This window comes from Pseudomonas sp. UF-293 (genome assembly GCF_058245595.1).
This window is the reverse complement of the sequence record NZ_JBSICA010000015.1, coordinates 42,282-68,650: the sequence shown is the minus strand read 5'-3', so window position 1 is coordinate 68,650 and position 26,369 is coordinate 42,282. Positions and strand designations below refer to the sequence as shown.

Below are 26,369 nucleotides of genomic sequence, written 5' to 3'. Positions count from 1 at the left end.
TAGGCTGACGACTTGTTCCCCTGCTGCGATAAACCTGATGCCATTGCGCCAGCGCCTCGAAAACCTGCCGGTCGGCCAGAAACTGCTGGCCGCCCTGCTGGTGTTGTTGACCACGGTTCTGCTGGTCGCCAACCTGACCTTTATCAGCGCCGCCTACTACATTTCTCAGGAAAGCATGGCGCCACAAGCCTTGCAGACCATCGGCCGGCTGATAGCCAATCCGAGTCTGGTCAGCGATGCGCTGGAGTCGCCGCGCAGCGCCGAGCGCCTGCTCAAGGAACTCGACAGTTATTCACCGTTGCGCGCCGCTGCCCTGTACGACGGCAAGGGTGAACGTCTGGCGCAGGTGCAGCGCGGCGACAAACTTCACTTGCCGGAGCGCTATCGGCATGTCGAAGCCTGGCAACTCACCGAGTTTCGCAGCAATCAACTGATCACCCTGCCCCGTCCCGGTGCTGCGCCGGGGCATCTGTTGCTGGTGGCCAGTAGCGAGCTGCCGATGGCGTTCTACACCGGCACGCTGACCGCCAGCCTCGGCATCCTGATTTTCAGCGTGTTGTTGTGGCTGGTGATTGCCCGGCAGATCAAACGTCTGATCACCCGCCCCATTCATCAGCTTGAGGAATTGTCCCGGCAGGTCACCCGCGAAGAAAACTACGCGCTGCGCGCCGCACGCGGTAACCATGACGAAATCGGCAGTCTGGCCGAGGCCTTCAACACCATGCTTTCGCGCATCGAAGCTCGCGAGCAGCAGCTCAAACGCGCCCGCGACGACTCGCAAGCCGCCTACGATCAGGCCCAGGGGCTGGCCGAGGAAACCCGCCACACCAACCGCAAACTGGAGCTGGAAGTCCAGGTGCGCAGCAAGATCGAGAAGAAACTCACCGGCTTCCAGAATTACCTCAATAGCATCATCGACTCGATGCCGTCGGCGCTGATCGCTCTCGACGAGCAGCTTTACGTCACCCAGTGGAACCAGGAAGCCAGCGCGCTCTCCGGCACGCGTCTGGACGAGGCCCTGAACCAACCGATCTTCCTCGCCTTCGAACCGCTGAAACCGTTTTTGCCTCAGCTTAAGGCCACCGTCGAACAGCACACCGTGGCCAAGGTCGACCGGGTGACCTGGTTCAAGGACGATGAACCCAAACACTACGCACTGACTTTTTATCCGCTGATGGGCGGTGCCGGGCGCGGCGTGGTGATCCGCATCGACGACATCACTCAGCGTCTGTCGCTGGAAGAGATGATGGTGCAGTCGGAAAAAATGCTCTCGGTCGGTGGCCTCGCCGCCGGCATGGCCCACGAAATCAACAACCCGCTCGGTGCGATCCTGCACAACGTGCAGAACATCCGGCGGCGTCTGTCGGCGGATCTGCCGAAGAACATCGAGACCGCTGAGCAACTGGGCATCGAACTGGACACGGTGAACCGCTACCTGCAAGGCCGCGAAGTGCCGCAATTGCTCGACGGCATTCAACAGGCCGGCGCCCGCGCGGCGAAAATCGTCACGCACATGCTCAGTTTCAGCCGCCGCAGCACCCGGCAAATGGCGCCGTGCGATCTGCCGGCGCTGATCGATCAAGCCGTGGAAATCGCCGGTAACGACTTCGATCTGGCCATCGGTTTCGACTTCAAGGGCCAGGCGATCATCCGCCAGTTCGATCCGGCCTTGGGTCCGGTGCCGGGCACCGCCAACGAGTTGGAACAGGTGTTGCTCAATCTGCTGAAAAACGCCGCGCAGGCGATTCATCAGCGCGAGGACGACAGCGAGCCGGGCCGGATCATTCTGCGCACCAGGCTCAATCCGCCATGGGCCGAGATCCAAGTCGAAGACAACGGCATCGGCATGAGCGAGAACGTGCGCAAGCGTACCTTCGAGCCGTTCTTCACCACCAAAGAAATCGGCCAAGGCACCGGCCTGGGCCTGTCGGTGTCGTACTTCATCATCACCAACAATCACAAGGGCCAGATGGAAGTGCAGTCGGCGCCCGGCCAGGGCACTTGCTTCACTCTGCGTCTGCCGCTGGCGCAACCTGCGCCGTTGACCACCGAAACCAATTCACTACCGAGGTAACCCATGGGCTTTCGCTTGTCGAAGATCTACACCCGCACCGGCGACAAAGGCGAGACCGGCCTCGGTGACGGCCGTCGCGTCCCCAAGGATCACCCGCGCATCGAGGCGATCGGTGAGGTCGATACGCTGAACAGTCAGGTCGGCGTGCTGCTCGCCGGTTTGCTCGCCGAGCGTGAAGTGCACCCGGGACTGAATGAAATCTTCGAAGTGTTGGCGCCGTGTCAGCATCGCCTGTTCGACCTCGGCGGCGAATTGGCGATGCCTGAATATCAGGCGCTGAACGAGGCCGAAATCGAGCGACTGGAAGCGGCGATCGATGTGTGGAATGAAGAGCTGGGGCCGCTGGAAAACTTCATCTTGCCGGGTGGTTCGATGCTGATTGCGCAGGCACATGTCTGCCGTAGCCTGGCGCGCAGTGCCGAGCGGCGCTGTCAGCATTTGAACTCGGTTGAGCCATTGGCCGGGGTTGGCCTGGCGTATATCAATCGGTTGTCGGATTTGCTGTTTGTTGTGGCGCGGTTGATTGCGCGGCGGCAGGGAGTGGCGGAGATTTTGTGGCAGCCGGCTGCTAAACCTGAAGGAAAGTAGCGCCTGTCAGGGCGCCTTCGCGAGCAGGCTCGCTCCCACATTTGACTGCATTGTGACTGGAGAAATGCAATCCACTGTGGGAGCGAGCCTGCTCGCGAAGAGGTCGGTAACCCTTACACTGGATCCGGCCAGAACGCCCGAATTCCCGCCACACCCTGAGCCCCAGCACGCCAGGCTTTCTCGCGCTCCGCCGGCCCTACTCCACCGAGCAGAAACACCGGTTTGCTGAAATCGTCGATCAATGCCTGTGCCTGCTCCCACCCCAACGGCTGTGCATCCGGGTGCGTCAGCGTCGGCTGCACCGGTGACAGGGTGACAAAGTCGACGCCCATCTGCTCGGCCAGCGCCAGCTCTTCGGCGTTATGGCAGGATGCCGCGAGCCAGCGCTCGGCCGGCAACGGACGTCCTGCCGCTGCGTATTTACGCAGTTGCGCAGCGGTGATGTGCCAACCGGCTGACGGGAAATCGCCGAGCCATTCGAAGGGCCCTTTGATCATCAACTGCGCCTTGCCGGCGCACAGGCCCACCGCATCCACCGCCAGATCACGGTATTTCGGGTCGTAGCCGTTGGGTGCGCGCAGCTGGATCAATTTGATGCCGCCGGCGATCGCCTTCTGGATGCCGCGCAACAAGGCCGGGCCTTCCAGATCTTCCGGAGTGATCAGGTATTCGGCAGGCAAACGCGCTGCCGCGACGATCGGCTGGTTGGCCGCCGGGAACTCGTAGTTGATCAACTCCCTGGCAGTGGCCCAGGCCAGTGGCTGGCCTTCCGCACCGTGGGGTTCGCCGCTGAACGCCGAGACTTCCCAGACATCCAGCAACACCTGTTTGTCCGGGTAATCGTGGCGAATTTTGATCAGCGGGCGGGCAGCGTCAACGACGATGCCCAGCTCTTCATGCAGCTCGCGAGCGAGTGCCGATTCGACCGACTCGTCAGCCTCGACCTTGCCACCGGGAAATTCCCACAAGCCGCCCTGATGCTGAGTGTCGGCACGGCGGGCGATAAGGATTTTGCCGGCGCCGTCACGAATGACAGCAGCGGCGACGTGGACGCGTTTCACGGGGTCAATTCCTCCAGTCCAGCCTTTTGCCACGCTTTGAAGGCGGCCCATTGGTAGACGGTTTCAACATAAGCTTCGTCGACCGCCGGCAGCTTCACCTGATAGGTGCGCAGGCGCACGGCGATCGGCGCGAAAAAGGCATCGGCGAGGCTGACACGACCGAACAGGTAAGGCCCCTCTTCCGTCGCTGCCGCGCGACATTCGGCCCAGAGCGCGAGCATGCGTTCGATATCGCCCCTCACTTCTGGCGGCACCGGATTCAGCGGCGCATCCTGGCTGAGGTTGAATGGCATGTGATTGCGCATGGCGAAGAAGCCGCTGTGCATCTGTGCGCAGGCCGAGCGGGCCTGAGCGCGGGCGAAGGTATCGCTCGGCCAGAGTTGCTCGGACGGAAACTGCTCGGCGAGGTATTCAGCGATGGCCAGCGAATCGGCGATGGTGCCACGGGTGGTTTGCAGCAGCGGTACCTTGCCGGTCGGCGAATGCTTGAGCAGGCGCTCGCGGGTGTCGGGCTTGCCGAGCCTGATCAGCTCTTCGCTGTAGGGCGCGCCGGTCAGTTCCAGCGCCAGCGCCGCGCGCAGGGACCAGGAGGAAAGCAGTTTGTCGCCGATGATCAGGTGCAGGGACATGGTGTGGCGCCTTTTCGTCAGAGGAATGCTTCTGAATGGGTTGTGTCCGGATCGCCGTTTTCGCGAGCAGGCTCGCTCCCACAGAAAACCGAACTGCAGCGAGAATACCCTGTGGGAGCGAGCCTGCTCGCGAATGGAGCGGCTCGGTCCCGGATCAGGTCAAGTACGGTATTCAGCGTTGATCTTCACGTATTCATGCGACAGGTCGGTGGTCCAGATGGTTTCGCTGCAATCACCGCGCCCCAGTTCGATGCGGATGGTGATTTCTTCCTGCTGCATCACCGCCGAGCCCTGGGCTTCAGTGTAGGTCGCGGCGCGGGCGCCACGGCTGGCAATGCACACGTCACCGAGGAACACGTCGATCTTGCTCACGTCCAGGTCCGCCACACCGGCACGGCCAACGGCGGCGAGGATCCGGCCCCAGTTCGGGTCGGAAGCGAACAGCGCAGTCTTGATCAGCGGCGAGTGGGCCACGGTGTAACCGACGTCCAGGCATTCCTGATGATTGTCGCCGCCATTCACTTCAACGGTAACGAATTTGGTCGCGCCTTCGCCGTCACGCACGATGGCTTGGGCGACGTCCATGCACACTTCGAACACCGCCTGCTTCAGCTTGCCGAACAGCTCGCCTTCAGCGCGGGTGATTTCCGGCAACGCGGCTTTGCCCGTAGCGATCAGCATGCAGCAGTCGTTGGTCGAGGTGTCGCCGTCGATGGTGATGCGGTTGAACGACTTGTTGGCGCCGTCGAGCATCAGGTTGTGCAGTACCTCGCGGGAGACTTTGGCATCGGTGGCGATGTAGCCAAGCATGGTCGCCATGTTCGGGCGAATCATGCCGGCGCCTTTGCTGATGCCGGTAACAGTAATGGTCACGCCGTCATGCTCGAACTGGCGGCTGGCGCCCTTCGGCAGAGTGTCGGTGGTCATGATCCCGGTGGCTGCGGCTTCCCAGTTGTTCTCGGACAGGTCGTCCAGCGCGGCTTGCAGTGCGCCTTCGATCTTCTCGACCGGCAGCGGCTCGCCGATCACGCCAGTGGAGTACGGCAGAATCTGGCTGGCATCGACGCCGGTCAGCTCAGCGAGTTTGGCAGTGGTGCGCTCGGCGGCGGCCAGACCCGGTTCGCCGGTACCGGCGTTGGCATTGCCGGTGTTGGTCAGCAAATAACGCACGGCATTGTGTACGCGTTTTTTTGCCAGGATCACCGGCGCGGCGCAGAACGCGTTCAGGGTGAACACGCCAGCCACGGTCGAACCTTCAGCACAGCGCATCACCACTACATCCTTGCGCCCCGGGCGCTTGATGCCGGCCGAGGCGATACCGAGTTCAAAACCGGCAACCGGGTGCAAAGTTGGCAAAGGACCAAGACCAACAGCCATGAATGCGCTCCTTACTCAATGATGTCAGCACCGCCACGGGAAAGGACGGTGGGATAAATGGCAAAACGCCGCGACGGCAGGAGCCGGTCGCGGCGCGGGGTGTTCAGCGATTGAAACGGGTTTTACTGGATCTGCCCGTGGCAATGCTTGTATTTCTTGCCCGAACCGCAGTAGCACAGTTCGTTGCGGCCCAGCTTCTGCTCGTTGCGCACAGGGGCAGCGGCGGTGGCCAGTGCCACATCGACGTCTTCACCCAGCGCTTCCGGCTGATCCAGCCCCGGCGCTTCGGCGTGTTCGAACTGCATGCGCGCAGCCAGTGCTTCGGCTTCCTGACGCAGGCGTTGCTCTTCGGCTTCCGGATCTTCGCGACGAACCTGAACGTGCGAGAGCACGCGGATCGAGTCGCGCTTGATCGAATCGAGCAGTTCGGAGAACAGCGTGAACGACTCGCGCTTGTATTCCTGCTTCGGGTTCTTCTGTGCATAGCCACGCAGGTGAATGCCGTGACGCAGGTGATCCATGGTCGACAGGTGGTCTTTCCACAGGTCGTCCAGCACGCGCAGGACGATCTGCTTCTCGAACGAGCGCAGCGCCTCGGCACCGGCCTGGTCTTCTTTCTCGTTGTACGCCGCCATCAGCTCGGTCATGAGCTTCTCGCGCAGGGTTTCTTCGTACAGGTGATCGTCTTCGTCGAGCCATTGCTGGATCGGCAGCTTCACGCCGAAATCGCTTTCGATCGACGCTTCCAGACCGGCCACGTCCCACTGCTCTGGCAGCGATTGCGGCGGAATGTGCGCGCTGACGGTAGCGTTGAGCACGTCCTGACGGAAATCGGCAATGGTCTCACCGATGTTGTCAGCGGCCAGCAACGTGTTACGCATGTGATAGATCACTTTACGCTGTTCGTTGTTGACGTCGTCGAACTCGAGCAGTTGCTTGCGGATGTCGAAGTTGCGGCCTTCAACCTTGCGCTGCGCCTTTTCGATCGCGTTGGTCACCATGCGGTGCTCGATCGCTTCGCCCGGCTGCATGCCCAGGGCTTTCATGAAGTTCTTCACCCGGTCAGAGGCGAAGATGCGCATCAGGCTGTCTTCCAGCGACAGGTAGAAGCGGCTCGAACCGGCATCGCCCTGGCGGCCGGCACGGCCACGCAGCTGGTTGTCGATACGGCGCGATTCGTGACGCTCGGAAGCGATCACCTGCAAGCCACCGGATTCCAGCACTTGCTGGTGACGCTTCTGCCAGTCGGCCTTGATCTGGGCGATCTGCTCAGGAGTCGGGTTCTCCAGCGAAGCGACTTCCACTTCCCAGTTGCCGCCCAAGAGGATGTCGGTACCACGACCGGCCATGTTGGTGGCGATGGTCAGCGCACCCGGACGACCGGCCTGAGCGATGATTTCAGCTTCTTTTTCGTGGAACTTGGCGTTGAGAACCTTGTGATCGATGCCTTCTTTGACGAGCAATTCGGACATGTGCTCGGAGGTCTCGATGGTCGCGGTACCCACCAGCACCGGACGACCGGCAGCCATGCTTTCCTTGATGTCGGCCACGATCGCCGCGTATTTCTCTTCGGCGGTGAGGAACACCAGGTCGTTGTAGTCTTTACGCGCCAACGGCTTGTTCGGTGGAATGACCATGACTTCCAGACCGTAGATCTGGTGGAATTCGAACGCTTCGGTGTCGGCGGTACCGGTCATGCCGGACAGTTTGGTGTACAGACGGAAGTAGTTCTGGAAGGTGGTCGAGGCCAGGGTCTGGCTCTCGGCCTGAATGTTCAGACCTTCCTTGGCTTCGATAGCCTGGTGCAGGCCCTCGGACAGACGACGGCCCGGCATGGTACGACCGGTGTGTTCGTCGACCAGTACGACCTGGCCGTCCTGAACGATGTATTCGATGTTGCGGTTGAACAGCTTGTGCGCACGCAGACCGGCGTAGACGTGAGTCAGCAGGCCAAGGTTATGCGCCGAGTACAGGCTCTCGCCTTCGGCCAGCAGGCCGACGCGGGTGAGCATTTCTTCGATGAACTGGTGACCGGCTTCGTTGAGTTCGACCTGACGGGTCTTTTCGTCAACGGTGTAGTGGCCGGCCTTGGTGACCTGGCCTTCGACTTCCTCGACGTGAAGTTCCAGCTGCGGGATCAGTTTGTTGATCTCGGTGTACAGCTTGGAGCTGTCCTCGGCCTGACCGGAAATGATCAGTGGGGTACGCGCTTCGTCGATGAGGATGGAGTCGACTTCGTCGATCACGGCAAAGTTGAGTTCGCGCTGGAATTTTTCATCCATGCTGAACGCCATGTTGTCGCGCAGGTAGTCGAAACCGAATTCGTTGTTGGTGCCGTAGGTGATGTCGGCGGCGTAGGCGGCACGCTTCTCTTCCGGCGGCTGGAACGGCGTCACGACGCCGACGGTCAGGCCGAGGAATTCATACAGCGGGCGCATCCAGTTGGCGTCGCGGCGGGCCAGGTAATCGTTCACGGTCACAACGTGCACGCCCTTGCCGGACAGTGCGTTGAGGTAAACACCCAGGGTGGCGACGAGGGTCTTGCCCTCACCGGTGCGCATTTCGGCAATCTTGCCTTCGTGCAGGGTCATGCCGCCGACGAGTTGCACGTCGAAGTGGCGCATGCCCATCACGCGCTTGCCGGCCTCGCGGGCGACGGCAAAGGCTTCCGGCAACAGCTTGTCGAGGGTTTCCCCTTTGGCGATACGGGCCTTGAACTCGGCGGTCTTGGCGCGCAATTGATCGTCCGAAAGGGCCACCATTTGCTCTTCGAAGGCATTGACGAGCTGCACCGTCTTGAGCATGCGTTTGACTTCACGCTCGTTCTTGCTTCCAAAAAGTTTCTTTAACAAAGGCGCAAACATATCGGCAGGATCTTCCACACTAAAGGGATGGAGGGCGGCCCCGTGAGTCGCCCGTGCAGCCCTCATGGCCGCATGCGAACGAGCATTCTACCCGGAAACGGTGGTGAGGAAAGTGGCGATGTTCCACGATGCTGGCACTGCGCTTTGACGGGGCTCACTTAAAATAGGGGCGTTTTGCTCAACTTCAACCCGTCGAGGGAAAGAAGTCAGGCGTTGATTTAATGAGCAAAGCAGGGACAAAAGCAATGGGCCAGAGGTTCCACAGCTTTCTGCTAACATGGCGCCTCTGTGACTTCAGGTGTTTAATCATGGCGTTTCGCCCTCTCACGGCCAGAGCCCCCGCCGTTCTGCTCCGCGAAGCCAAACCGCTGAAAGCCATCCTCGGCCATGCCCAGCGCCTGGAGCATTTGCAGCGTCTGCTCGAAAGCCAGCTGCAACCGGCCGCCCGTGAACATTGCCGGGTGGCCAAGTGGCGTGAGGGCGAACTGTCGCTGGTGGTCACTGACGGCCATTGGGCAACGCGCCTGCGCTACCAGCAGAAACGCCTGCAACGGCAGTTGCAGCTGTTCGAAGAGTTCGCCAACCTGACCCGGATCAAATTCAGCGTACGCCCGCCGATCGTGCAGCATCGGGCAACTGGGCACTCGATGGATTTGTCGAGCAGTGCGGCAGAGACGATTCAGTCGACGGCCGACGGGATCAGCGATCCGGGACTGCGCGCGGCGCTGGAGCGGCTGGCGGCGCATGCCAAGGGGAAAGCCTGAAGCAAAATCAAAAGATCGCAGCCTTCGGCAGCTCCTACAGAATGAATGCATTTCAACTGTAGGAGCTGCCGAAGGCTGCGATCTTTGCTTTTAGCGGCGCTTGCTGCCTCCGAGCAGAGACCCCATCAACCCGCGTACCAACTGCTTGCCAAGGTTATTGGCCGCCTGGCGCATGGCTGATTTCAGCGCCTGCCCTGCCGCCGTGCCGAGGAATTCTCCCGCGCGATCAGCCAGGCTCGGCTCTTCGGCCGCCGGTTTGCCCGCTGGTGTTTCAGCCTCGGGCGCCAGCCCTTTGCGTCCCATCAAAATCTCATAGGCCGACTCACGATCGATCGGCTTGTCATAACGGCCCTTGAACGGCGAGCCAGCGATCAGCACGGTGCGCTCGGTTTCAGTCAGCGGGCCGATCCGCGATTGCGGGGGAGCCACCAGCACGCGCTGGACCGTTTCCGGCGTGCCCTTCTCGGTCAGCGTGCCCACCAGCGCCTCGCCAATCCCCAGTTCGGTCAGCACCGACAGGCTGTCGAATGCCGGATTCGGCCGAAAACCATCGGCCACGGCGCGCAGGGATTTCTGCTCTTTCGCGGTGAACGCGCGCAGGCCGTGTTGAATGCGCAAGCCCAACTGCGCCAGCACGTCATCCGGCAGATCCGCTGGCGATTGGGTGACGAAGTAAACGCCAACACCCTTGGAACGGATCAGGCGCACCACCTGCTCAAGCCTTTCTTGCAGAGCCTTGGGCGTATCGCCGAAGAGCAAGTGCGCCTCATCGAAAAACAGCGCCAGCAGCGGCTTGTCAGCATCGCCGCGCTCGGGCAGTTGCTCGAACAACTCTGCCAGCAACCACAGCAGGAACGTTGCGTAAACCTTCGGCGCTTCGTGCACCAGCCGACTGGCGTCGAGCAGATGGATGCGTCCACGGCCATCGGCGCCCGGTTGCAGGATGTCTTCAAGTTGCAGCGCCGGCTCGCCGAACAGGGCTTCGGCGCCCTGCTGTTCCAGCGTCGCCAAACGGCGCAGCAGCGCCTGGCTGGAACCGGTGGTCATCAGCGCCGCGTCTTCGCCCAGCAGCTGCGGATTGTCCTTGAGGTGATTGAGCAGCGCTTTCAGATCCTTGAGATCCAGCAACAGCAAGCCTTCGCGATCCGCCACTTTGAAAGCCGCGTACAGCGCCGACTGCTGGCTGTCGGTCAGCTCGAGCAGGCTGCCGATCAGCAGCGGCCCCATTTCGCTCAGGGTGGTGCGCAGCGGATGACCGGATTCACCGTGGATGTCCCACAGCGTCACGGGATAAGCCTGCGGCGTGTGACCGAGCCAGGGCATGCCGGCGATGCGCTCGGCCACTTTGCCCTGCGGGTTGCCAGCGGCGCCGAGCCCGCAGAGGTCGCCCTTGATGTCGGCGGCGAACACCGCCACACCGGCGTCGCTGAACGCTTCGGCCAGACGCTGCAATGTCACGGTTTTACCGGTGCCGGTGGCGCCGGCAATCAGCCCGTGGCGGTTGGCCAGGCGCATGGCCTGAGCGATGGGTTGCGCGGCCGGATCAGCGCCGATAACGAGTTGCGAAGAGTCAGGCATTTTCTCACCCAATGGTTAATCTTTGATGACACATGGCCGATACATCAATTGGACAGGCCCGTCAGAAAATCGGGTCGGACATTTCCCTAAGGAGAGCCGGAAATTTCAGTTTTTCAACCTTGCCCATAGTGCGCGTCTCTATCAAAGCACGCCCAGGACATTAAGACCTTAGCGGAACCCCAAGCCATGAACAAAAACCTGCGCTTCAGCCATAAGATTTTGCTTGCCGCCGCCCTCATCGTCATTGCCGCTTTCGCCTCGTTCACGTTGTACAACGATTGGCTGCAGCGCAATGCGATCCGCGATGACCTGAACAATTACCTCAACGAGATGGGCGAGGTCACAGCCGGCAATATCCAGACCTGGCTCAGCGGGCGCATCCTGCTGATCGAGAACGCCGCGCAGAACATCGCCATCAATCCGGAACCTGCCACGGTCGCCAGCCTGCTCGAACAGAAAAGCCTGACCTCGACGTTCATGGCCACCTACCTGGGCGATGCCACCGGGCATTTCACCATCCGCCCGGACGTGAAGATGCCGGACGGTTTCGATCCGCGCGTGCGCCCTTGGTATAAAGGCGCCGAAAGCAGCAGCACGTCGACCCTGACCGAACCCTACATCGATGCGGCCACCGGCCAGTTGATCATCTCCATCGCCACCGCGTCGAAAAAGGCCGGGCAGAGCGTTGGCGTGGTCGGCGGCGACCTGAGCCTGCAGTCGCTGATCGATACCCTCGCCGCACGGAATTTCGACGGCATGGGCTACGTGTTTCTGGTCAGCGCCGACGGCAAGATCCTCGTCCACCCGGACAAGGCTCTGGTGATGAAGTCGCTCAAGGAAGCCTATCCGCAGGACACCCCGCGCATCAGCAGCGATTTCAGCGAAGTGACGGTTGATGGCAAAACCCGCATCGTCACTTTCGCCCCGATCAAAGGCCTGCCGTCGGTGAACTGGTACATCGGTCTGTCGATCGATAAAGACCAGGCCTACGCGATGCTCAGCGAATTCCGCACCTCGGCGGTGATCGCGACCATTATTGCCGTGGCGATCATCATTGCCCTGCTCGGCATGCTCATTCGCCTGCTGATCCAGCCGCTGCACGTGATGACCCGCGCCATGGAAGACATCGCCGACGGCGAAGGCGACCTGACCAAACGCCTGAACATCGTCAATAACGATGAATTCGGCATCCTCGGCACCGCGTTCAACCGCTTCGTCGAGCGCATTCACGGTTCGATCCGCGAAGTGTCCTCGGCCACCGGCCAGGTCAACGAAGTAGCCCTGCGCGTGGTCGCTGCGTCGAACTCGTCGATGTACAACTCCGATCAGCAAGCGTCGCGCACCAGCAGCGTCGCCGCCGCGATCAATCAGCTCGGCGCCGCCGCCCAGGAAATCGCCCGCAACGCCGCGCAAGCATCGAATCAGGCCAGCGACGCCCGGGGTCTGGCCGAGGATGGCCAGCAAGTGGTCGAGCGCAGCATCAAGGCGATGAATCAACTGTCGAGCATGCTCAGCGCGTCCAGCACCAACATCGAGTCGCTGAACAGCAAGACGGTCAACATCGGCCAGATTCTCGAAGTGATCACCAGCATTTCCCAGCAGACCAACCTGTTGGCGCTGAACGCTGCGATCGAAGCAGCGCGCGCCGGTGAGGCCGGTCGTGGTTTTGCTGTGGTGGCCGACGAAGTGCGCAATCTCGCGCACCGCACTCAGGAATCGGCGCAACAGGTGCAGACCATGATCGAGGAGCTGCAGGTCGGCGCCCGGGAATCGGTGAGCACCATGAGCGACAGCCAGCGCCACAGTCAGGACAGCGTGGAGATCGCCAACCTTGCCGGCGAACGCCTGAACAGCGTGACCTTGCGCATCGGTGAGATCGACGGGATGAACCAGTCGGTGGCGACCGCGACTGAAGAGCAGACTGCGGTGGTCGAGTCGATCAACGTCGATATTACTGAGATCAATACGCTGAACCAGGAAGGCGTGGAGAACCTGCAGGCGACCTTGCGCGCGTGCTCGGATCTGGAGCAGCAGGCTTCGCGTCTCAAGCAACTGGTGGGCAGCTTCAGGATTTAAGAGCAAAAGATCGCAGCCTTCGGCAGCTCCTACAGGGGAAACGCATTCCAATTGTAGGAGCTGCCGAAGGCTGCGATCTCTTTGCATGTGCCCTGCACCGCGCAATCCCGACCGAACATCTATTCTGGATAACGGTCAACCAAGGGAGAACAACGCAGCGGAGGGTTGCTCACCGTGCATATCGCCGACATCACCATGTTCTACGCCCCGGCCAGCGGAGGCGTGCGTACTTATCTGGACGCCAAACACCGTCGCCTCGGCGACCGCAGCGGTATTCGTCATAGCCTGCTGATCCCCGGCGCGCGACTGGGTGAACATGACGACATCTACACGGTTCCAGCGCCTGCCCTGCCTTTCGGCAAAGGCTATCGCTTCCCCCTGCGCCTGGCGCCCTGGCGCAACGTCCTGCAGGATTTGCAGCCGGATCTGATCGAAGTTGGCGACCCCTACCTCACCGCGTGGGCAGCACTGAATGCGCGGCGGCAACTGGATGTGCCGGTGATTGGCTTTTATCACTCGGATCTGCCGCTGCTGGTGGGCAATCGCATGGGCCATTGGGTCACGCCGAATGTCGAGGCTTACGTCACTCGTCTCTATGGCAATTTCGACCGCGTTCTCGCGCCAAGTCAGGTCATGGCTGACAAGCTCACCGGGCTCGGCGTACGCAATGTGCATGTGCAACCGCTGGGCGTGGATCTGCACACTTTTCACCCCGATGCGCGCGATCCCGGCCTGCGCGCCGAACTGGGGATTGCCGAAGACACCCGCCTGCTGATCTTCGCCGGGCGCGGTTCCAAGGAGAAAAACCTGCCGGTGCTGCTCAAGTGCATGCAGCGCCTCGGCCCGCGTTATCACTTGCTATTGGTCGGCTCGTCAATGCCCGCTGCGGTGCCGGACAACGTCAGCGTCATCGACGAATTCTGCCCGGCGCCGAAAGTCGCGCGGCTGATGGCCAGCGCCGACGCACTGGTGCATGCCGGCGACCAGGAGACATTCGGGCTGGTCATCCTTGAGGCCATGGCCTGCGGCATTCCCGTGGTGGCGGTGGCGGCCGGGGCGTTTGAAGAAATCGTCAACGACTCCTGCGGTCTGCTCTGTGCACCGAATAACCCGCAAGCCATGGCCAATGCCGTGCGCGAGCTGTTCAGTCGCGGCTGCGCCCGCCTCGGTCAACAGGCGCGCCAGCACGTCGAACGGCATTATGCCTGGGACACCGTGGTCGACAGCCTGCTCAGCCACTATCACGCGGTGCTTGGCCATACGCTGCCACGGGTGGCCAATGGTTGAACCAATGAAAGCTGTTTGCCTGGTGTTGCATGATGTGGCGCCCTCGACGTGGGCGGATTACCAACCCTTCGTCGAGGCTGTCGATGCCTTGGGTGATGTGCCGATGACGTGGCTGGTGGTGCCGGACTTCCACCGCCACGATGCGCTCGACGCCAACCCTGCGTTTCGCCGAGTGCTCGATGCCCGGGTCGCTCGTGGCGATGAACTGGCACTGCACGGTTATTACCACGACGATCAGGACCCCATGTCGCACAACCCGCGCGACTGGTTCATGCGCCGGGTCTACACCCATGAAGGCGAGTTCTACCGTTTGTCCCGCGAAGCAGCCCTGGCCCGCCTGAACGCGGGTCTGGACATGTTTCAGCGCTACGACTGGCCGGTGCAGGGTTTCGTCGCCCCGGCCTGGCTGATGAGCGACGGCACCCGTCAGGCCTTACGTGAATTGCCACTCAGCTACACCAGCGATCCGCAGCATCTTTATCGCTTGCCCGACTTCAGCGCCATAGATGCACCGGGGCTGGTGTGGAGTGCGCGCAGTGCCTGGCGTCGCGGCTTGTCGAAAATCCTCAGCGACCAGCGTGAACAGCGCTGGCGCGAGGCACCAGTGATTCGCCTGGGACTGCATCCGGTGGACATGCGCCACCGCTTTTCTCGCGATTACTGGCTACACACCTTACAACGCCTGCTGGCAGACGGACGCGTGCCGCTGACCAAGATCGACTGGCTTGCCCGCCAGCACGGTCAGCTGGAACGCGCAGCATGAAGCGCAGCCTGTTGTTGCTGATCGGCCTGCTCGCGGCGGTGATGATTCCGGTGCTGCTCGGCGGCGGCGAAACCTGGTCGCGCCTGCGCAGTTTTCCGCTGAACTGGCTGTTGATCATGTTCGGCATGATTCTGCTGTGCTGGGGGATCAATACCCTGCGCCTGCGTTTGTTGCTCGGCGACCAGCGTGACAAGGTCGCCCCCTTGAAGAGCCTCGGTGTGGTGATGGCGGCAGAGTTCGCTTATTGCGCCACGCCCGGCGGCAGTGGCGGGCCGCTGACGATCATGGCGTTGCTGGCGCGCTGCGGAGTACGTCCGGCGCGAGGCAGTGCGGTGTTTGCCATGGATCAGCTCAGTGATCTGCTGTTCTTTCTCTGTGCGCTGAGCGCAATTCTGATTTACGCGCTGTTCCAGCACCTGAGCGATCGGCTCGAATGGCTGCTGACAGTCAGCGCGGTGTCGCTGTTCGGCGGCTTGTGCAGTTGCGTGTTGATTGCGCGCTATCACCGTGCCCTGATCCGTTTGAGCGGGCGGCTGTTGGCGGGGATGAACGTCACAGCGCGTACGCGTCGACGCTGGGCGCGCAAGTTGCTGCATTTTCTCGCGGCGTTTACCGATACCTTGAAGCTGCCTTGGCAGACGCTTGTCCAGGTGTTCGCCCTGACCTGCGTGCACTGGTTGTTGCGCTATAGCGTGCTGTATCTGGCGCTACGCGGGCTCGGTGCCGACTTGCAGTGGGCGTGGAGTTTTCTGGTGCAAATGCTATCGCTGGGCGCCGGTCAATTCAGCCTGTTGCCCGGTGGCGCGGGGGCAGCAGAATTGACTTCTGCAGCGCTGCTGGCGCCAATGGTGGGCAAATCCACCGCAGCGGCGGCGATCCTGATCTGGCGTGTGGTGACGTATTACTTCTATCTGCTGGTTGGCGGCCCGGTGTTCGTGTTGATGCTGGGCAAGCCGTTGCTGAAGAAGTTGATGAACGTCAGGCAGGCTTCTTAGGTTCGTCCTGCTCTTGCTGCAGCTGCTCCCACAACTCGGCGGCGCCGGGGAATTCGGTGCCGTCCTCGGGGCTCATGTCATCCGGGTCGTAACGACTCAGGCAACCCTCGCCGAGGGTGGCGGGCGCTTTTGAAGTGGCTTTGTCCAGTGGATCGTTCATGGCTTTTCCTCGGGCTCAAATGACAAGGGCCTGAGCGATTCAACGCCCAGGCCCCTGGTTTTTCAAGCATGCAGTGCTCGATCAGAACACAACCGTCTTGTTGCCGTGCACGAGCACGCGGTCTTCCAGGTGATAACGCAGGCCACGGGCCAGCACCATCTTCTCGACGTCACGGCCGAAACGCACCATGTCTTCGATGCTGTCGCTGTGGCTGACTCGTACCACGTCCTGCTCGATGATCGGACCGGCGTCCAGCTCTTCGGTCACGTAGTGGCAGGTCGCGCCGATCAGCTTGACGCCACGCAGGGACGCCTGGTGATACGGCTTGGCGCCGACGAACGAAGGCAGGAAGCTGTGGTGAATGTTGATGACCTTGTGTGCGTATTCGCGGCACATGTCCGGCGGCAGGATCTGCATGTAGCGCGCCAGCACCACCACTTCGGCATCGTGTTGCTTGACCAGGCGCGACACTTCGTCGAACGCTGGCTGCTTGTCCTGTGGATTGACCGGCACATGGTAGTACGGGATGCCGTGCCATTCGACCATGCTGCGCAGGTCGTCGTGGTTGGAAATCACACAGGAGATTTCGCAATCCAGTTCGTCGCTGTGCCAGCGGTGCAGCAGGTCGGCCAGGCAGTGGGATTCGCGGCTGGCCATCAGCACCACGCGTTTTTTCTGCTCGGTATCAGTGATGCGCCAGTCCATCGAGAACTCTTCGGCGATCGGTGCGAACTTCTCGCGCAACTCTTCAATACCGAACGGCAGCGAATCGGCACGGATTTCGTGACGCATGAAGAACCAGCCCACTTGATTGTCAGAGTGGTGGCTCGCTTCGGTGATCCAGCCGTTATGAGAGGCCAGAAAATTACTGACTTTGGCAACGATGCCAACGCGGTCCGGGCAAGATATCACCAGCCGAAAAGTGCGCATGAGGGGGAAACTCCAGAACTTCACAAAGGCCGCCATTCTAGCGACTGTGCAGAAAAACTGCAGTACGCATGCGCGCCGGGCGCAACGAAGCTAGGCGAAACGACTTCCTGACGCAGGTTTTCGTCAAGACCGTGACGCTTTCGCGAGACTTTTGTCAGACAACTGTAAATATCTGTGCTGACTGCATCACATTATTTAACTGAACATTCAATTCACGGCTAATTCCTGTAACTCATTTAAATAAAAAGCCGATCTAAATGTTTACTTGATGAAACAGCCTGACTATTATTGCGGCACTGTCCCCTGTCATTCAGCATTCTACAAAAGGTAGTACTCATGTCCTTGATCAACGAATATCGCGCCACCGAAGAAGCCATCAAAGAGCTGCAAGCCCGTCTGAAGAACCTGTCCGAAGACGACAAACTGCAAGCCGAACTGGAATTCGAAGGCAAACTGCGCACGCTGATGGGCGAATACTCCAAGTCGCTGCGTGACATCATCGCGCTGCTGGATCCGGAAGCCAAATCCAAGGCTCCACGTGGCGGCGCAGTAAAAACTACCGGCACCAAGCGTGCACGCAAAGTTAAGCAATACAAAAACCCGCACAACGGTGAAGTCATCGAAACCAAAGGTGGCAACCACAAGACTCTGAAAGAGTGGAAAGCCAAGTGGGGCGGTGACGTGGTTGAAGGCTGGGCGACCCTGCTGGGCTAAGCCGCGACGCCTTCGCAGAGCGATCCGCGAACAAAAAAACGCCAGCTTGCGCTGGCGTTTTTTTATGCCCGCAAATTAATTCCGGGTATGTTCGATTTCAAAGATTCAAACGTTTGCGTAATGCCTGGACATAGTTCTGCCAGTCATTGAGTACCTCGCGCTGGATTGGCGTCGCACTAAGCGACCATTGCTCGGCAGCTTCTATAAATGACTGCACGGTATTCGGCGCGCCTGCCTCGGGTTGCGTCAGACGCTGTTGACAAAACAATCTCCAGCGTTCCTGCTCGGCAACATCCAGGGTGTCGGGAAAGTTGCGTGCTCGATATCGAAAAAGTAATTCAGGCAAACGTTCATCATCGAAAGGCCACTGCTCTTGCGCCAATTGCAGAGGATCAGCCGTTCGAACTTGTTCGCATAGACGCCGATCACGATCACCGATAAATCCGTCGTACAACTGCTGCTCGGGATCTTCGCTGGGAGTGAAATCTTCGCTGGCATAAATCGCCGCGACTTTATCTTTCCAGACTTGTTGTGCGTCAGTTAGTCGCACTGCCCGTTGCTGATAAAGCGCCATGTCCAGCCCAAGGCGCTGCTGATCTTGTGCGCGCAGTACCGCCAACGGCGCCACTACCGGGCAACGATTGATATGAATCAGCTTGAGCGGTACCGGTAACTCACCTTCGGCCAACTCATCGCGGCGGGTATAAAGACGCTGACGCAGGGCTTGCGCATCCAGGTCGAGCAACCCCTGCGGGTCCAGATGCAGATCACAGACGATCAAGGCGTTGCGATTCTTCGGGTGCCAGGCCAGCGGCAACACCACGCCGACATAACTGCGTGCCGCCGAGAACCGCCCGGACACATGCACCAGTGGCTGCAACAGGCGGATCTGATCCATCACTTTCTGTTTACTGCGCAACTGGAACAGCCACTCGTAGAGCTTGGGTTGTTTCTCGCGAATCAGCCGCGCCAACGCAATGGTGGCGCGCACATCCGATAGCGCCTCGTGGGCATGGCCGTGATCGATATGGTTGGCGGCAGTGAGGCGTTCAAGCTTTAAAGTCACGCGGCCTTCATCATCGGTCGGCCAGACCAGCCCATCAGGACGCAGTGCATAGGCGGCGCGCACCACATCAATCAGATCCCAGCGACTGTTGCCACCCTGCCATTCCCGCGCATAGGGGTCGAAGAAGTTGCGATACAGGCTGTAGCGGGTCATCTCATCGTCGAAACGCAAGGTGTTGTAACCGGCGCCACAGGTGCCCGGCGCGGCCAATTGCGCATGTACGCGAGTCATGAAATCGGCTTCGCTCAGGCCTTTTTCAGCGAGCTGACCGGGGGTGATGCCAGTGATAGCACACGCCGCCGGGTGCGGCAGGATGTCTTCGCTGGGCTGGCAGTAGAGATTGACCGGCTCGTCGATTTCGTTGAGCGCATGGTCGGTGCGGATCCCGGCCACTTGCAGCGGACGGTCGTTGCGCGGATTGATGCCAGTGGTTTCGTAGTCGTACCAGAAGATTGAAGTCACGGGCGAATCCTGAACAGTAGATCGGCGAAGTCTAGGCGTTTCAGGGTTACCACGGCCAGCCTCGTAGCCCTGGAACGGCAATTTCTCCAGATTCCTACAACTGGAATGCATCGTTATTGTGGGAGCGAGCCTGCTCGCGAAGGCTTTCCGTCAGTTGCACATAGGCTGACTGATCCTGCGCATTCGCGAGCAGGCTCGCTCCCACACCCGAGAGGCTGCTAGCATCAGGCGCACTTGCATCCCGAACAGGCGAACATCAGGTAGCCCATGCTCGAGCCCACAGCACCGCCAAGGAAAGCACCGCTGGATACGCGGCATCAGGTCGAAACGCCGGAAGGCATCGACCTGCCATTGCGCCCTGCCGGGTTGATGGTGCGCGCCGTGGCATTCGCCATCGATCTGGGCATTCGCGGCCTGATTCTGGGCGTGCTGTTTATCGCACTGGCATTTCTCGGCAAGCTTGGCATGGGCCTCGGCTCTTTACTGCTGTTTGCTATCAGTTGGTGGTACATGGTGTTGTTCGAGGTGCTGCGTCAGGGCCGCTCGCCGGGTAAACAGTGCATGGGCTTGCGCGTTGTGCACGACGACGGCACGCCGATCGGCTGGTCGGCCTCACTGCTGCGCAACCTGCTGCGCTTTGTCGATCTGCTGCCCTTCGGCTATTTCCTCGGTGCGCTCAGTTGCCTGCAACACCCGACCTTCAAACGCCTCGGCGATCTTGCCGCCGGCACGCTGGTGGTTTACAGCGAGAGGCCGCTGAGCCGCCCGCAACTGCCTGACGCCGAACCTCGCCCCTGCCCCTTTGCACTCACGGTACGCGAACAACGCGCGGTCCTCGGTTTCGCCGAACGTCAGGCGCAGCTATCGCCGGCCCGGGTCAATGAGCTGGCGGCATTGCTGGCTCAGCCGCTGCATATCTCTGCGCCCAAAGCGGTGTCCGAACTCAATGGCATTGCGCGCAGTCTGTTGGGGCCGACCCCATGAAGCAGAGCCTGTTCGAAAGTCGCCACAAGGTCGAATGGGAGCGCTTCGCCGTGGCGCTCGAACGCCTCGAACAAGGCAAAGACACAGCGCAAGTCAGCGATTTCCCCAAGGCCTATCGGCGTCTCTGCCACCATCTGGCCCTGGCCCAGGCGCGCGGCTACAGCAGTTTTCTGATCGATTCGTTGCAACAGCAAGTGCTGCGCGGCCATCAACAGCTGTATCGGCATCGCAGTCGCCTGGGTGCGCAAATCATCAGTTTTATTCTCGCCGACTTCCCGCGACTGGTGCGCGAAGAGTGGCGCTTCGTCGCGGTCGCCAGCCTGCTGTTCTTCGGCAGCCTGATCGGTTTCGCGGTGCTGGTTTACCTGTTCCCGGAACTGATCTACAACCTTATCCCGGCCGAACAGGTGCGCGAGATGCAAGGCATGTACGACCCCGTTGCCGGCCACCTCGGACGCTCGGCCGAGCGAGCGGCGAGTGAAGACTGGGTGATGTTCGGCTATTACGTGATGCACAACATCGGCATTGCCTTTCAGACCTTCGCCAGCGGTTTGCTGATGGGCGTTGGCAGTGGTTTCTTCCTGCTTTACAACGGCATGATCATCGGCGCGGTGGCCGGACACCTCAGCGAAATCGGTTTTGGCCAGACCTTCTGGTCGTTCGTGATCGCTCACGGTGCATTTGAACTGACCGCCATCGCTCTCGCCGGAGCAGCGGGCCTGAAGCTGGGCTGGGCGCTGATTGCACCGGGACGCCTGACGCGCGATGAGGCACTGCGCCTGGCTGCGCGCAAAAGCGTAATGCTGGTGTGCGGGGTCATGCTGTTCTTGTTGATCGCTGCATTTATCGAGGCTTACTGGTCGTCGAAAACCAGTGTCACGCTGCTGACCAAATACGCCGTCGGCGCTGCTCTGTGGCTGGCCGTCGCGGTATATCTGCTGTTTGCCGGAAGGACCCACCATGCGCCTGAGTGACGCCAGCGTGGTGATCCGCCCGCGCACGACCTGGGAAGCCATGGACCTGGGCGTACTGATGAGCCAGCAGCATCGCCGGTTGTTGATGACCAGTTGGGCGATCGTCACCCTGCCGCTGTTCGCTCTGCTCAGCCTGCTGCTGTGGGAGTCGCCATCGCTGGCGGTGTTCATTTTCTGGTGGCTGAAACCGGCCTACGAACGCCTGCCGCTGTACATCCTCTCCAAAGCGCTGTTCGGTGAAACGCCAACCCTCAGACAAGCCTTGCGCGAGTGGCCGCGCCTGCTCAAGCCGCAACTGCTGGCCAGTCTGACCTGGCGCCGGCTGAGTCTGAGTCGCAGCTTTGTGCTGCCAGTGACCCAACTCGAAGGGCTCGACGGCGAGGCCAGACAACAACGTCTGCAGGTGCTGCTGCAACGCAACGGTGGCGCCGCGCAATGGCTGACGATTATCGGCGTGCATCTGGAAACCGCACTGTGGATCGGCTTGATGCTGCTGTTCTACATGCTCTTGCCGCAGCAGATCGAAACCGACTGGGACTGGCAGTCGCTGCTGCTCGCCGCCGATCAGGACTGGCGCTGGCTGGAACACCTGACCAACGCGTTTTACGCGCTGATTCTGGTCGTCTGGGAGCCGATCTATGTCGCCTGCGGCTTCAGCCTCTACCTGAACCGTCGCACGCAACTGGAAGCCTGGGACATCGAGCTGGTTTTCCGCCGTTTGCGCCAGCGTTTGAACAACAGCGTGCTCGGTGTGCTGCTGGCGGCGTGTCTGCTGCTGCCGAACCTGCAACCGGTATGGGCCAGCGATGCGCCAGATGCTCCACGATTGCTCAATCAGCCGCTGACCAGTCAGGCCGCACGCGACAGCATCCAGTCGCTGCTCGAACAACCGCCGTTCAAGAACAAGGAAAGCGTCACCCGCTATCGCTTCGGAGACGACCCGGCAAGCCCGGCCAAGGACGCGCAACCGGGTGAGGCTCCGCAGTGGCTGAAAACCCTTCTCGGTTGGCTCGACGGTCGACACCTTGATGCCTTGGCGAACGTGATTGAAGTGCTGTTGTGGGGCGCGCTGATTGCCGCGCTGGGCTGGCTGGTCTGGCGTTATCGCGAATTTCTCCGGGCCTTCGTCAGTCGTCGCCCGAACCTGCCCTCGCGCAGCAAACCACCGGCGCCGCCACACGTCTTCGGGCTGGATCTGAACCGTGAAACCCTTCCCGATGACATCGCCGCCAGTGCTGAACAATTGTGGCTGAGCGAACCTCGCGCCGCGCTTGGCCTGCTCTATCGCGGCCTGCTCAGTCATCTGCTGCACGATTTCGACCTGACGCTGAAAGCGGCCGACACCGAAAGTCAGATCCTCAACCGCATCGAGCAATTGCAACGCCCGGACCTGCTCGCCTATAGCCGCAACCTCACTGTTCACTGGCAGAACATGGCCTATGGGCACCGACTTCCGGCCGCGCACCTGCGAGCCGAACTGTGCAACGGCTGGCGTGAATTGTTCAGTGAAGGGGCTCGGCATTGAACCGGCGCATCGGCTGGTCGCTGGGTGCATTGGCGCTGTTGCTGCTCGGCGGTCTGAGTCTTTTTCTGTTTCTCAAAGCACGCCCGTATCAGGAAGTCGTCGATCACGGCCCCTCCCCCACGGCGCAAGCCAACCCGTATCTGGCGGCAGAAATGTTCCTGCGCGAGCGCGGCCTTGCGGTCAGCCACGCCGAGACCTTGACGGTGCTGCCGCAGATCGATCCGCACAGCCACACTTTGCTGTTGTTCGGCGAGCGCGCGCGGATGACGCCGCGTGAAGTCGATCAGGTGCTCAACTGGACCCGCGCCGGCGGACGCCTGGTGTTCGTCGCCGAGTCGCTGTGGGATGCGCAGACCCGGCAAAGCAACGATCTGCTGCTCGACCGCGTGCAACTGCACCAATCGCTGAGCAAAGACTTGAAAGATCCTGCGCAAAAAGTGGAAAAGGACCGCTTCCCGAAACTGACCAAGCTGTACCTGGAAGACGAAGATGCGCCGGCCTACGCCGGGTTCGACACCGACTTCCACCTCGACGACCCGAACAACGTTGCGCAAGCCTGGGCCAACAGCGCCAAAGCCACGCACATGATGCAACGGGTGTACGGCCTCGGCACAGTCACCGTGGTCACCGATGCCGAGCTATGGAAAACCCCGGCCATCGGCAAATACGACAACGCCTGGCTGCTCTGGTACCTGAGCGCCGACACCGACGTCACGCTGATTTACAACACGGTGCACGACGGTTTGTGGACGCTGCTCTGGCGCTACTTCCCGCAGGCTATCGTCGCCCTGTTCGCCTTGATCGGCCTGTGTTTGTGGCAGGCCGGCGTGCGTCACGGCCCCGTGCAAATGCCGGCGCCAGCGGGTCGCCGACAATTGCTCGAACATTTGCGCGCCAGCGCCGATTTCCTCCTGCGCCACAACGGCCAGCAGGCGCTGCTGCAAGCCTTGCAACAAGACATCCTGCGCCGTGCCCGCCGCCGCCATCCCGGTTTTGATCAATTGAATGTGGCCGAACAATGGCTGGCGCTATCGCGCCTGACCCGGCAACCCACCCGCGCCATCAGCCAGGCCCTGAGCCCACGACCGAAGCAGCGATTGTCCAGCGCCGAATTCAGCCGTCAGGTCGCTCATCTGCAAACTTTGAGGAACGCGTTATGACTGAACAGATCGAGCCCGGCAGCGCGACGCATGCCGCCCAGCAACGCCAGCGTGCCAGCCAGTTGGCGCAGGCGGTGCGCAACGAACTGAACAAGGCACTGATCGGCCAGGAAGCGGTGGTCGACGATGTCCTGACCGCGCTGATTGCCGGCGGCCATGTGCTGCTCGAAGGCGTGCCCGGTCTGGGCAAGACCTTGCTGGTGCGGGCCTTGGCACGCTGTTTCGGCGGCGAGTTTGCGCGCATCCAGTTCACCCCCGATCTGATGCCCAGCGACGTCACCGGTCACGCCGTGTACGACCTGCAGACCGAACAGTTCAAGCTGCGCAAAGGCCCGTTATTCACCAATCTGCTGCTGGCCGATGAGATCAACCGCGCCCCGGCGAAAACCCAGGCGGCACTGCTCGAAGCCATGCAGGAACGTCAGGTGACACTCGAAGGTCGCGCGCTGCCCATCGCGCAACCGTTCATGGTATTGGCGACGCAGAACCCGATCGAACAGGAAGGCACCTATCCACTGCCGGAAGCCGAACTCGACCGCTTCATGCTCAAGGTGCGCATGGATTATCCCGACGCCGATCAGGAGTTGAGCATGGTCCGTCAGGTCTGTCGTTCGACCCGCGCCGACATGCTCGATGTGCAACCGCTGCGCACGGTGTTGCAGGCCAAGGACGTGCAAGCCCTGCAACGCATCGCCAGTGATTTGCCGCTGGACGATCAAGTCCTCGACTATGCCGTGCGTGTGGCGCGCAGCACCCGCACCTGGCCGGGGCTGACCCTCGGCGCCGGACCGCGCGCCTCGATTGCATTGGTTCGGTGTGCTCGTGCCCGGGCGTTGTTGCGCGGCGGCGAATTTGTCATTCCGGATGACATCAAAGGCTGCGCGCTGGCCGTGCTGCGCCACCGCGTGCGTGTTGCACCAGAGCTGGACATCGAAGGCCTGCAGGTCGATCAGGTGCTTGCGCAATTGCTCGACCAAGTGCCGGCGCCGCGCCTGTGAAACCCTCGCGACTGCTGCTGATCTGGCTGGCGCTGCTGCTGGTGTTCAGCACTGTGCTCGGCACTTTGCAGGCTTTGCAGCTTGAAGTTCCAAGTAGTCTGATTTCGATCAACTGGGGTTTGCTCCTGGCGCTGTTGGCGCTGGCAGTGATTGACGCGGTGCGCCTCAGACGTCTGCCCTCGCCGCGCATCAGACGGCAAATACCCGGCAGCCTGGCACTGGGGCGCTGGGCAGAGGTGCAACTGGACATTGCCCATGACTGCGCCGAGACGCTGCAAATCATGCTTTTCGACCACGTTCCTGACGGTCTCGCGTTCGAACATCTGCCACTGGCCGTCGAGCTCCAACCCGGCCATTCGAGCCAGATCCGATACCGTCTGCGCCCGACCAGACGCGGGCATCTGCGCTTCGAGCAGTGCGAAGTCAATCTGCCGAGTCCCTTGGGCTTATGGTCAGGCAAACGCCTGATCGAGGTCGCCGATCAGACCCGTGTGTATCCCGACTTCGCCCGGCTCTACGGCGGTGAATTACGCGCCGTCGACAACTGGCTGAGCCAGCTCGGCATACGCCAGCGGCAACGTCGCGGGCAGGGTCAGGAATTTCATCAACTGCGCGAATTCCGCGAAGGCGACAGCCTGCGCCAGATCGATTGGAAAGCCACCGCACGCCAACGCACGCCGATTACCCGGGAGTATGAAGATGAACGCGATCAACAGATCATTTTCATGCTCGACTGCGGCCGGCAGATGCGCAGTCAGGACGGTGAACTGTCGCACTTCGACCACGCGCTCAATGCCTGTCTGTTGCTCGCTTATGTTGCGCTGCGACAGGGGGATGCGGTGGGGCTGAGCGCATTTGCCGGTGATCAGCCGCGCCATGTAATCCCCGTCAAAGGCAGCGGCCAACTGAACGTCTTGCTCAACGCTGTTCATGATCTGCAGAGCACACAACATCCTGCCGATTATCAGGCCGCCGCCAGCCAGTTACTGGCCCGACAAAAACGCCGGGCATTGGTGGTGCTGGTGACCAATGTGCGCGATGACGATGCTCAACTGCTGGGCGCGGTCAAACGCCTGAGCGCAACACACCGGGTGCTGGTGGCCAGTCTGCGCGAAGACGCGCTGGATACGTTACGTCAGGCACCGGTGCAAACGCTGCCCGAGGCATTGGCTTATTGCGGGACGATCGATTTTCTGAACCACCGTTCGCAATTCCAGGAGCGGCTGATTGCTCATGGAGTTGCGGTGATGGATATTCGGCCCGTAGAGTTAGGGGCCGAACTGGTGATCCGATATCTCGACTGGAAAAGAAGTGGTACCGCATAATCGCACGCTGTTTGT

Annotated in this window: 22 protein-coding genes and 1 pseudogene; 15 read left to right on the top strand and 8 right to left on the bottom strand. The window is 61.0% G+C overall.

Annotated features, from left to right (window positions below; genetic code table 11):
* Positions 1 to 37: 37 nt before the first annotated feature.
* On the top strand, positions 38 to 2,074 hold the full coding sequence (locus tag AC4IHP_RS16975; RefSeq protein ID WP_460121016.1) for a sensor histidine kinase: 2,037 nt from the start codon (positions 38 to 40) through the stop codon (positions 2,072 to 2,074).
* A 3-nt stretch (positions 2,075 to 2,077) separates the two neighbouring features.
* Complete coding sequence (locus AC4IHP_RS16970; protein ID WP_460121018.1) at positions 2,078 to 2,662, top strand: cob(I)yrinic acid a,c-diamide adenosyltransferase; 585 nt, start codon at positions 2,078 to 2,080, stop codon at positions 2,660 to 2,662.
* Between the two features lie 113 nt (positions 2,663 to 2,775).
* On the opposite strand, the gene AC4IHP_RS16965 is transcribed toward AC4IHP_RS16970, so the two are convergent.
* The 4 genes from AC4IHP_RS16965 to secA form a co-directional block, all read right to left on the bottom strand.
* Positions 2,776 to 3,723: a Nudix family hydrolase gene (locus tag AC4IHP_RS16965; protein WP_490832255.1), complete on the bottom strand. Its 948-nt coding sequence runs from the start codon at positions 3,721 to 3,723 to the stop codon at positions 2,776 to 2,778.
* Positions 3,720 to 4,352: a glutathione S-transferase family protein gene (locus AC4IHP_RS16960; RefSeq protein WP_490832254.1), complete on the bottom strand. Its 633-nt coding sequence runs from the start codon at positions 4,350 to 4,352 to the stop codon at positions 3,720 to 3,722. The genes AC4IHP_RS16965 and AC4IHP_RS16960 overlap by 4 nt, the downstream gene beginning before the upstream one ends.
* 159 nt (positions 4,353 to 4,511) lie before the next feature.
* Positions 4,512 to 5,729 (bottom strand): bifunctional glutamate N-acetyltransferase/amino-acid acetyltransferase ArgJ, encoded by a 1,218-nt coding sequence (gene argJ / locus AC4IHP_RS16955; RefSeq protein ID WP_490832253.1) that lies wholly within the window; start codon positions 5,727 to 5,729, stop codon positions 4,512 to 4,514.
* A gap of 122 nt (positions 5,730 to 5,851) precedes the next feature.
* The gene (secA, locus tag AC4IHP_RS16950) at positions 5,852 to 8,593 is read right to left on the bottom strand and encodes a preprotein translocase subunit SecA (protein ID WP_490832252.1); all 2,742 of its coding nucleotides are present in this window, start codon (positions 8,591 to 8,593) and stop codon (positions 5,852 to 5,854) included.
* A gap of 308 nt (positions 8,594 to 8,901) precedes the next feature.
* On the opposite strand from secA, the gene AC4IHP_RS16945 reads away from it, so the two are divergent.
* Positions 8,902 to 9,357 carry a DUF721 domain-containing protein gene (locus tag AC4IHP_RS16945; RefSeq protein WP_460094847.1) on the top strand — a complete coding sequence of 152 codons (456 nt, stop codon included), beginning with the start codon at positions 8,902 to 8,904 and terminating at the stop codon, positions 9,355 to 9,357.
* 90 nt (positions 9,358 to 9,447) lie between these two features.
* Here AC4IHP_RS16945 and AC4IHP_RS16940 read toward each other — a convergent pair whose 3' ends face one another.
* Entirely contained in the window at positions 9,448 to 10,935 is a 1,488-nt protein-coding gene (locus AC4IHP_RS16940; protein ID WP_490832251.1) for a helicase HerA-like domain-containing protein, read from the bottom strand.
* Between the two features lie 186 nt (positions 10,936 to 11,121).
* On the opposite strand from AC4IHP_RS16940, the pseudogene AC4IHP_RS16935 reads away from it, so the two are divergent.
* From AC4IHP_RS16935 to gpgF, 5 genes and pseudogenes are all read left to right on the top strand, one after another.
* Positions 11,122 to 12,153, top strand: a pseudogene (locus AC4IHP_RS16935) (HAMP domain-containing protein); the annotation flags it as partial.
* Positions 12,154 to 12,246: 93 nt separating this feature from the next.
* Positions 12,247 to 13,011 carry a methyl-accepting chemotaxis protein gene (locus AC4IHP_RS16930; RefSeq protein WP_425375757.1) on the top strand — a complete coding sequence of 255 codons (765 nt, stop codon included), beginning with the start codon at positions 12,247 to 12,249 and terminating at the stop codon, positions 13,009 to 13,011.
* Positions 13,012 to 13,185: 174 nt separating this feature from the next.
* Positions 13,186 to 14,298 (top strand): N-acetylglucosaminyl phosphatidylglycerol synthase, encoded by a 1,113-nt coding sequence (gene gpgS / locus AC4IHP_RS16925; protein WP_490832250.1) that lies wholly within the window; start codon positions 13,186 to 13,188, stop codon positions 14,296 to 14,298.
* Complete coding sequence (gene gpgD / locus AC4IHP_RS16920) at positions 14,291 to 15,061, top strand: N-acetylglucosaminyl phosphatidylglycerol deacetylase (protein ID WP_490832249.1); 771 nt, start codon at positions 14,291 to 14,293, stop codon at positions 15,059 to 15,061. Before gpgS ends, gpgD begins: the two co-directional genes overlap by 8 nt.
* Positions 15,058 to 16,056 carry a glucosaminyl phosphatidylglycerol flippase gene (gpgF, locus tag AC4IHP_RS16915; RefSeq protein ID WP_460121034.1) on the top strand — a complete coding sequence of 333 codons (999 nt, stop codon included), beginning with the start codon at positions 15,058 to 15,060 and terminating at the stop codon, positions 16,054 to 16,056. The genes gpgD and gpgF overlap by 4 nt, the downstream gene beginning before the upstream one ends.
* Here gpgF and AC4IHP_RS16910 read toward each other — a convergent pair.
* Positions 16,040 to 16,216: a hypothetical protein gene (locus tag AC4IHP_RS16910; protein WP_490832248.1), complete on the bottom strand. Its 177-nt coding sequence runs from the start codon at positions 16,214 to 16,216 to the stop codon at positions 16,040 to 16,042. The genes gpgF and AC4IHP_RS16910 overlap by 17 nt on opposite strands.
* Positions 16,217 to 16,297: 81 nt before the next feature.
* On the bottom strand, positions 16,298 to 17,146 hold the full coding sequence (gene purU, locus AC4IHP_RS16905; protein ID WP_016773477.1) for a formyltetrahydrofolate deformylase: 849 nt from the start codon (positions 17,144 to 17,146) through the stop codon (positions 16,298 to 16,300).
* A 336-nt stretch (positions 17,147 to 17,482) separates the two neighbouring features.
* Between purU and mvaT the strand changes: the two genes are divergently transcribed.
* Positions 17,483 to 17,860 (top strand): histone-like nucleoid-structuring protein MvaT, encoded by a 378-nt coding sequence (mvaT, locus tag AC4IHP_RS16900; protein ID WP_016773476.1) that lies wholly within the window; start codon positions 17,483 to 17,485, stop codon positions 17,858 to 17,860.
* Between the two features lie 97 nt (positions 17,861 to 17,957).
* Here the strand turns inward: mvaT and sbcB are convergent, their stop codons facing one another.
* On the bottom strand, positions 17,958 to 19,388 hold the full coding sequence (gene sbcB / locus AC4IHP_RS16895; RefSeq protein ID WP_460121040.1) for an exodeoxyribonuclease I: 1,431 nt from the start codon (positions 19,386 to 19,388) through the stop codon (positions 17,958 to 17,960).
* Between the two features lie 267 nt (positions 19,389 to 19,655).
* Between sbcB and AC4IHP_RS16890 the strand changes: the two genes are divergently transcribed.
* From AC4IHP_RS16890 to AC4IHP_RS16865, 6 genes are read left to right on the top strand one after another with little or no spacing between them, the layout of a single operon-like run.
* Entirely contained in the window at positions 19,656 to 20,372 is a 717-nt protein-coding gene (locus AC4IHP_RS16890) for an RDD family protein (protein ID WP_490832247.1), read from the top strand.
* A complete protein-coding gene (locus AC4IHP_RS16885; protein ID WP_490832246.1) occupies positions 20,369 to 21,346 on the top strand; it encodes a stage II sporulation protein M in 978 nt (325 codons plus the stop codon). The genes AC4IHP_RS16890 and AC4IHP_RS16885 overlap by 4 nt, the downstream gene beginning before the upstream one ends.
* On the top strand, positions 21,333 to 22,871 hold the full coding sequence (locus AC4IHP_RS16880) for a DUF4129 domain-containing protein (RefSeq protein ID WP_490832245.1): 1,539 nt from the start codon (positions 21,333 to 21,335) through the stop codon (positions 22,869 to 22,871). Before AC4IHP_RS16885 ends, AC4IHP_RS16880 begins: the two co-directional genes overlap by 14 nt.
* Entirely contained in the window at positions 22,868 to 24,031 is a 1,164-nt protein-coding gene (locus AC4IHP_RS16875; RefSeq protein ID WP_490832244.1) for a DUF4350 domain-containing protein, read from the top strand. Before AC4IHP_RS16880 ends, AC4IHP_RS16875 begins: the two co-directional genes overlap by 4 nt.
* Positions 24,028 to 25,029, top strand: a complete 1,002-nt coding sequence (locus tag AC4IHP_RS16870; RefSeq protein ID WP_490832243.1) for an AAA family ATPase — start codon at positions 24,028 to 24,030, stop codon at positions 25,027 to 25,029. Before AC4IHP_RS16875 ends, AC4IHP_RS16870 begins: the two co-directional genes overlap by 4 nt.
* On the top strand, positions 25,026 to 26,354 hold the full coding sequence (locus AC4IHP_RS16865; RefSeq protein WP_490832242.1) for a DUF58 domain-containing protein: 1,329 nt from the start codon (positions 25,026 to 25,028) through the stop codon (positions 26,352 to 26,354). The genes AC4IHP_RS16870 and AC4IHP_RS16865 overlap by 4 nt, the downstream gene beginning before the upstream one ends.
* Positions 26,355 to 26,369 lie beyond the last annotated feature (15 nt).

What these genes read in the sequence shown, in the direction of transcription:
- AC4IHP_RS16880 (WP_490832245.1), top strand. Translation starts at nt 21,333, where the DNA reads ATGCGCCTGAGTGACGCCAGCGTGGTGATCCGCCCGCGCACGACCTGG.
- AC4IHP_RS16975 (WP_460121016.1), top strand. Translation starts at nt 38, where the DNA reads ATGCCATTGCGCCAGCGCCTCGAAAACCTGCCGGTCGGCCAGAAACTG.
- purU (WP_016773477.1), bottom strand. Translation starts at nt 17,146, where the DNA reads ATGCGCACTTTTCGGCTGGTGATATCTTGCCCGGACCGCGTTGGCATC.
- AC4IHP_RS16930 (WP_425375757.1), top strand. Translation starts at nt 12,247, where the DNA reads ATGTACAACTCCGATCAGCAAGCGTCGCGCACCAGCAGCGTCGCCGCC.
- AC4IHP_RS16960 (WP_490832254.1), bottom strand. Translation starts at nt 4,352, where the DNA reads ATGTCCCTGCACCTGATCATCGGCGACAAACTGCTTTCCTCCTGGTCC.
- gpgD (WP_490832249.1), top strand. Translation starts at nt 14,291, where the DNA reads ATGGTTGAACCAATGAAAGCTGTTTGCCTGGTGTTGCATGATGTGGCG.
- argJ (WP_490832253.1), bottom strand. Translation starts at nt 5,729, where the DNA reads ATGGCTGTTGGTCTTGGTCCTTTGCCAACTTTGCACCCGGTTGCCGGT.
- AC4IHP_RS16870 (WP_490832243.1), top strand. Translation starts at nt 24,028, where the DNA reads ATGACTGAACAGATCGAGCCCGGCAGCGCGACGCATGCCGCCCAGCAA.
- AC4IHP_RS16940 (WP_490832251.1), bottom strand. Translation starts at nt 10,935, where the DNA reads ATGCCTGACTCTTCGCAACTCGTTATCGGCGCTGATCCGGCCGCGCAA.
- mvaT (WP_016773476.1), top strand. Translation starts at nt 17,483, where the DNA reads ATGTCCTTGATCAACGAATATCGCGCCACCGAAGAAGCCATCAAAGAG.
- AC4IHP_RS16970 (WP_460121018.1), top strand. Translation starts at nt 2,078, where the DNA reads ATGGGCTTTCGCTTGTCGAAGATCTACACCCGCACCGGCGACAAAGGC.
- AC4IHP_RS16945 (WP_460094847.1), top strand. Translation starts at nt 8,902, where the DNA reads ATGGCGTTTCGCCCTCTCACGGCCAGAGCCCCCGCCGTTCTGCTCCGC.
- AC4IHP_RS16910 (WP_490832248.1), bottom strand. Translation starts at nt 16,216, where the DNA reads ATGAACGATCCACTGGACAAAGCCACTTCAAAAGCGCCCGCCACCCTC.
- AC4IHP_RS16890 (WP_490832247.1), top strand. Translation starts at nt 19,656, where the DNA reads ATGCTCGAGCCCACAGCACCGCCAAGGAAAGCACCGCTGGATACGCGG.
- AC4IHP_RS16885 (WP_490832246.1), top strand. Translation starts at nt 20,369, where the DNA reads ATGAAGCAGAGCCTGTTCGAAAGTCGCCACAAGGTCGAATGGGAGCGC.
- gpgF (WP_460121034.1), top strand. Translation starts at nt 15,058, where the DNA reads ATGAAGCGCAGCCTGTTGTTGCTGATCGGCCTGCTCGCGGCGGTGATG.
- secA (WP_490832252.1), bottom strand. Translation starts at nt 8,593, where the DNA reads ATGTTTGCGCCTTTGTTAAAGAAACTTTTTGGAAGCAAGAACGAGCGT.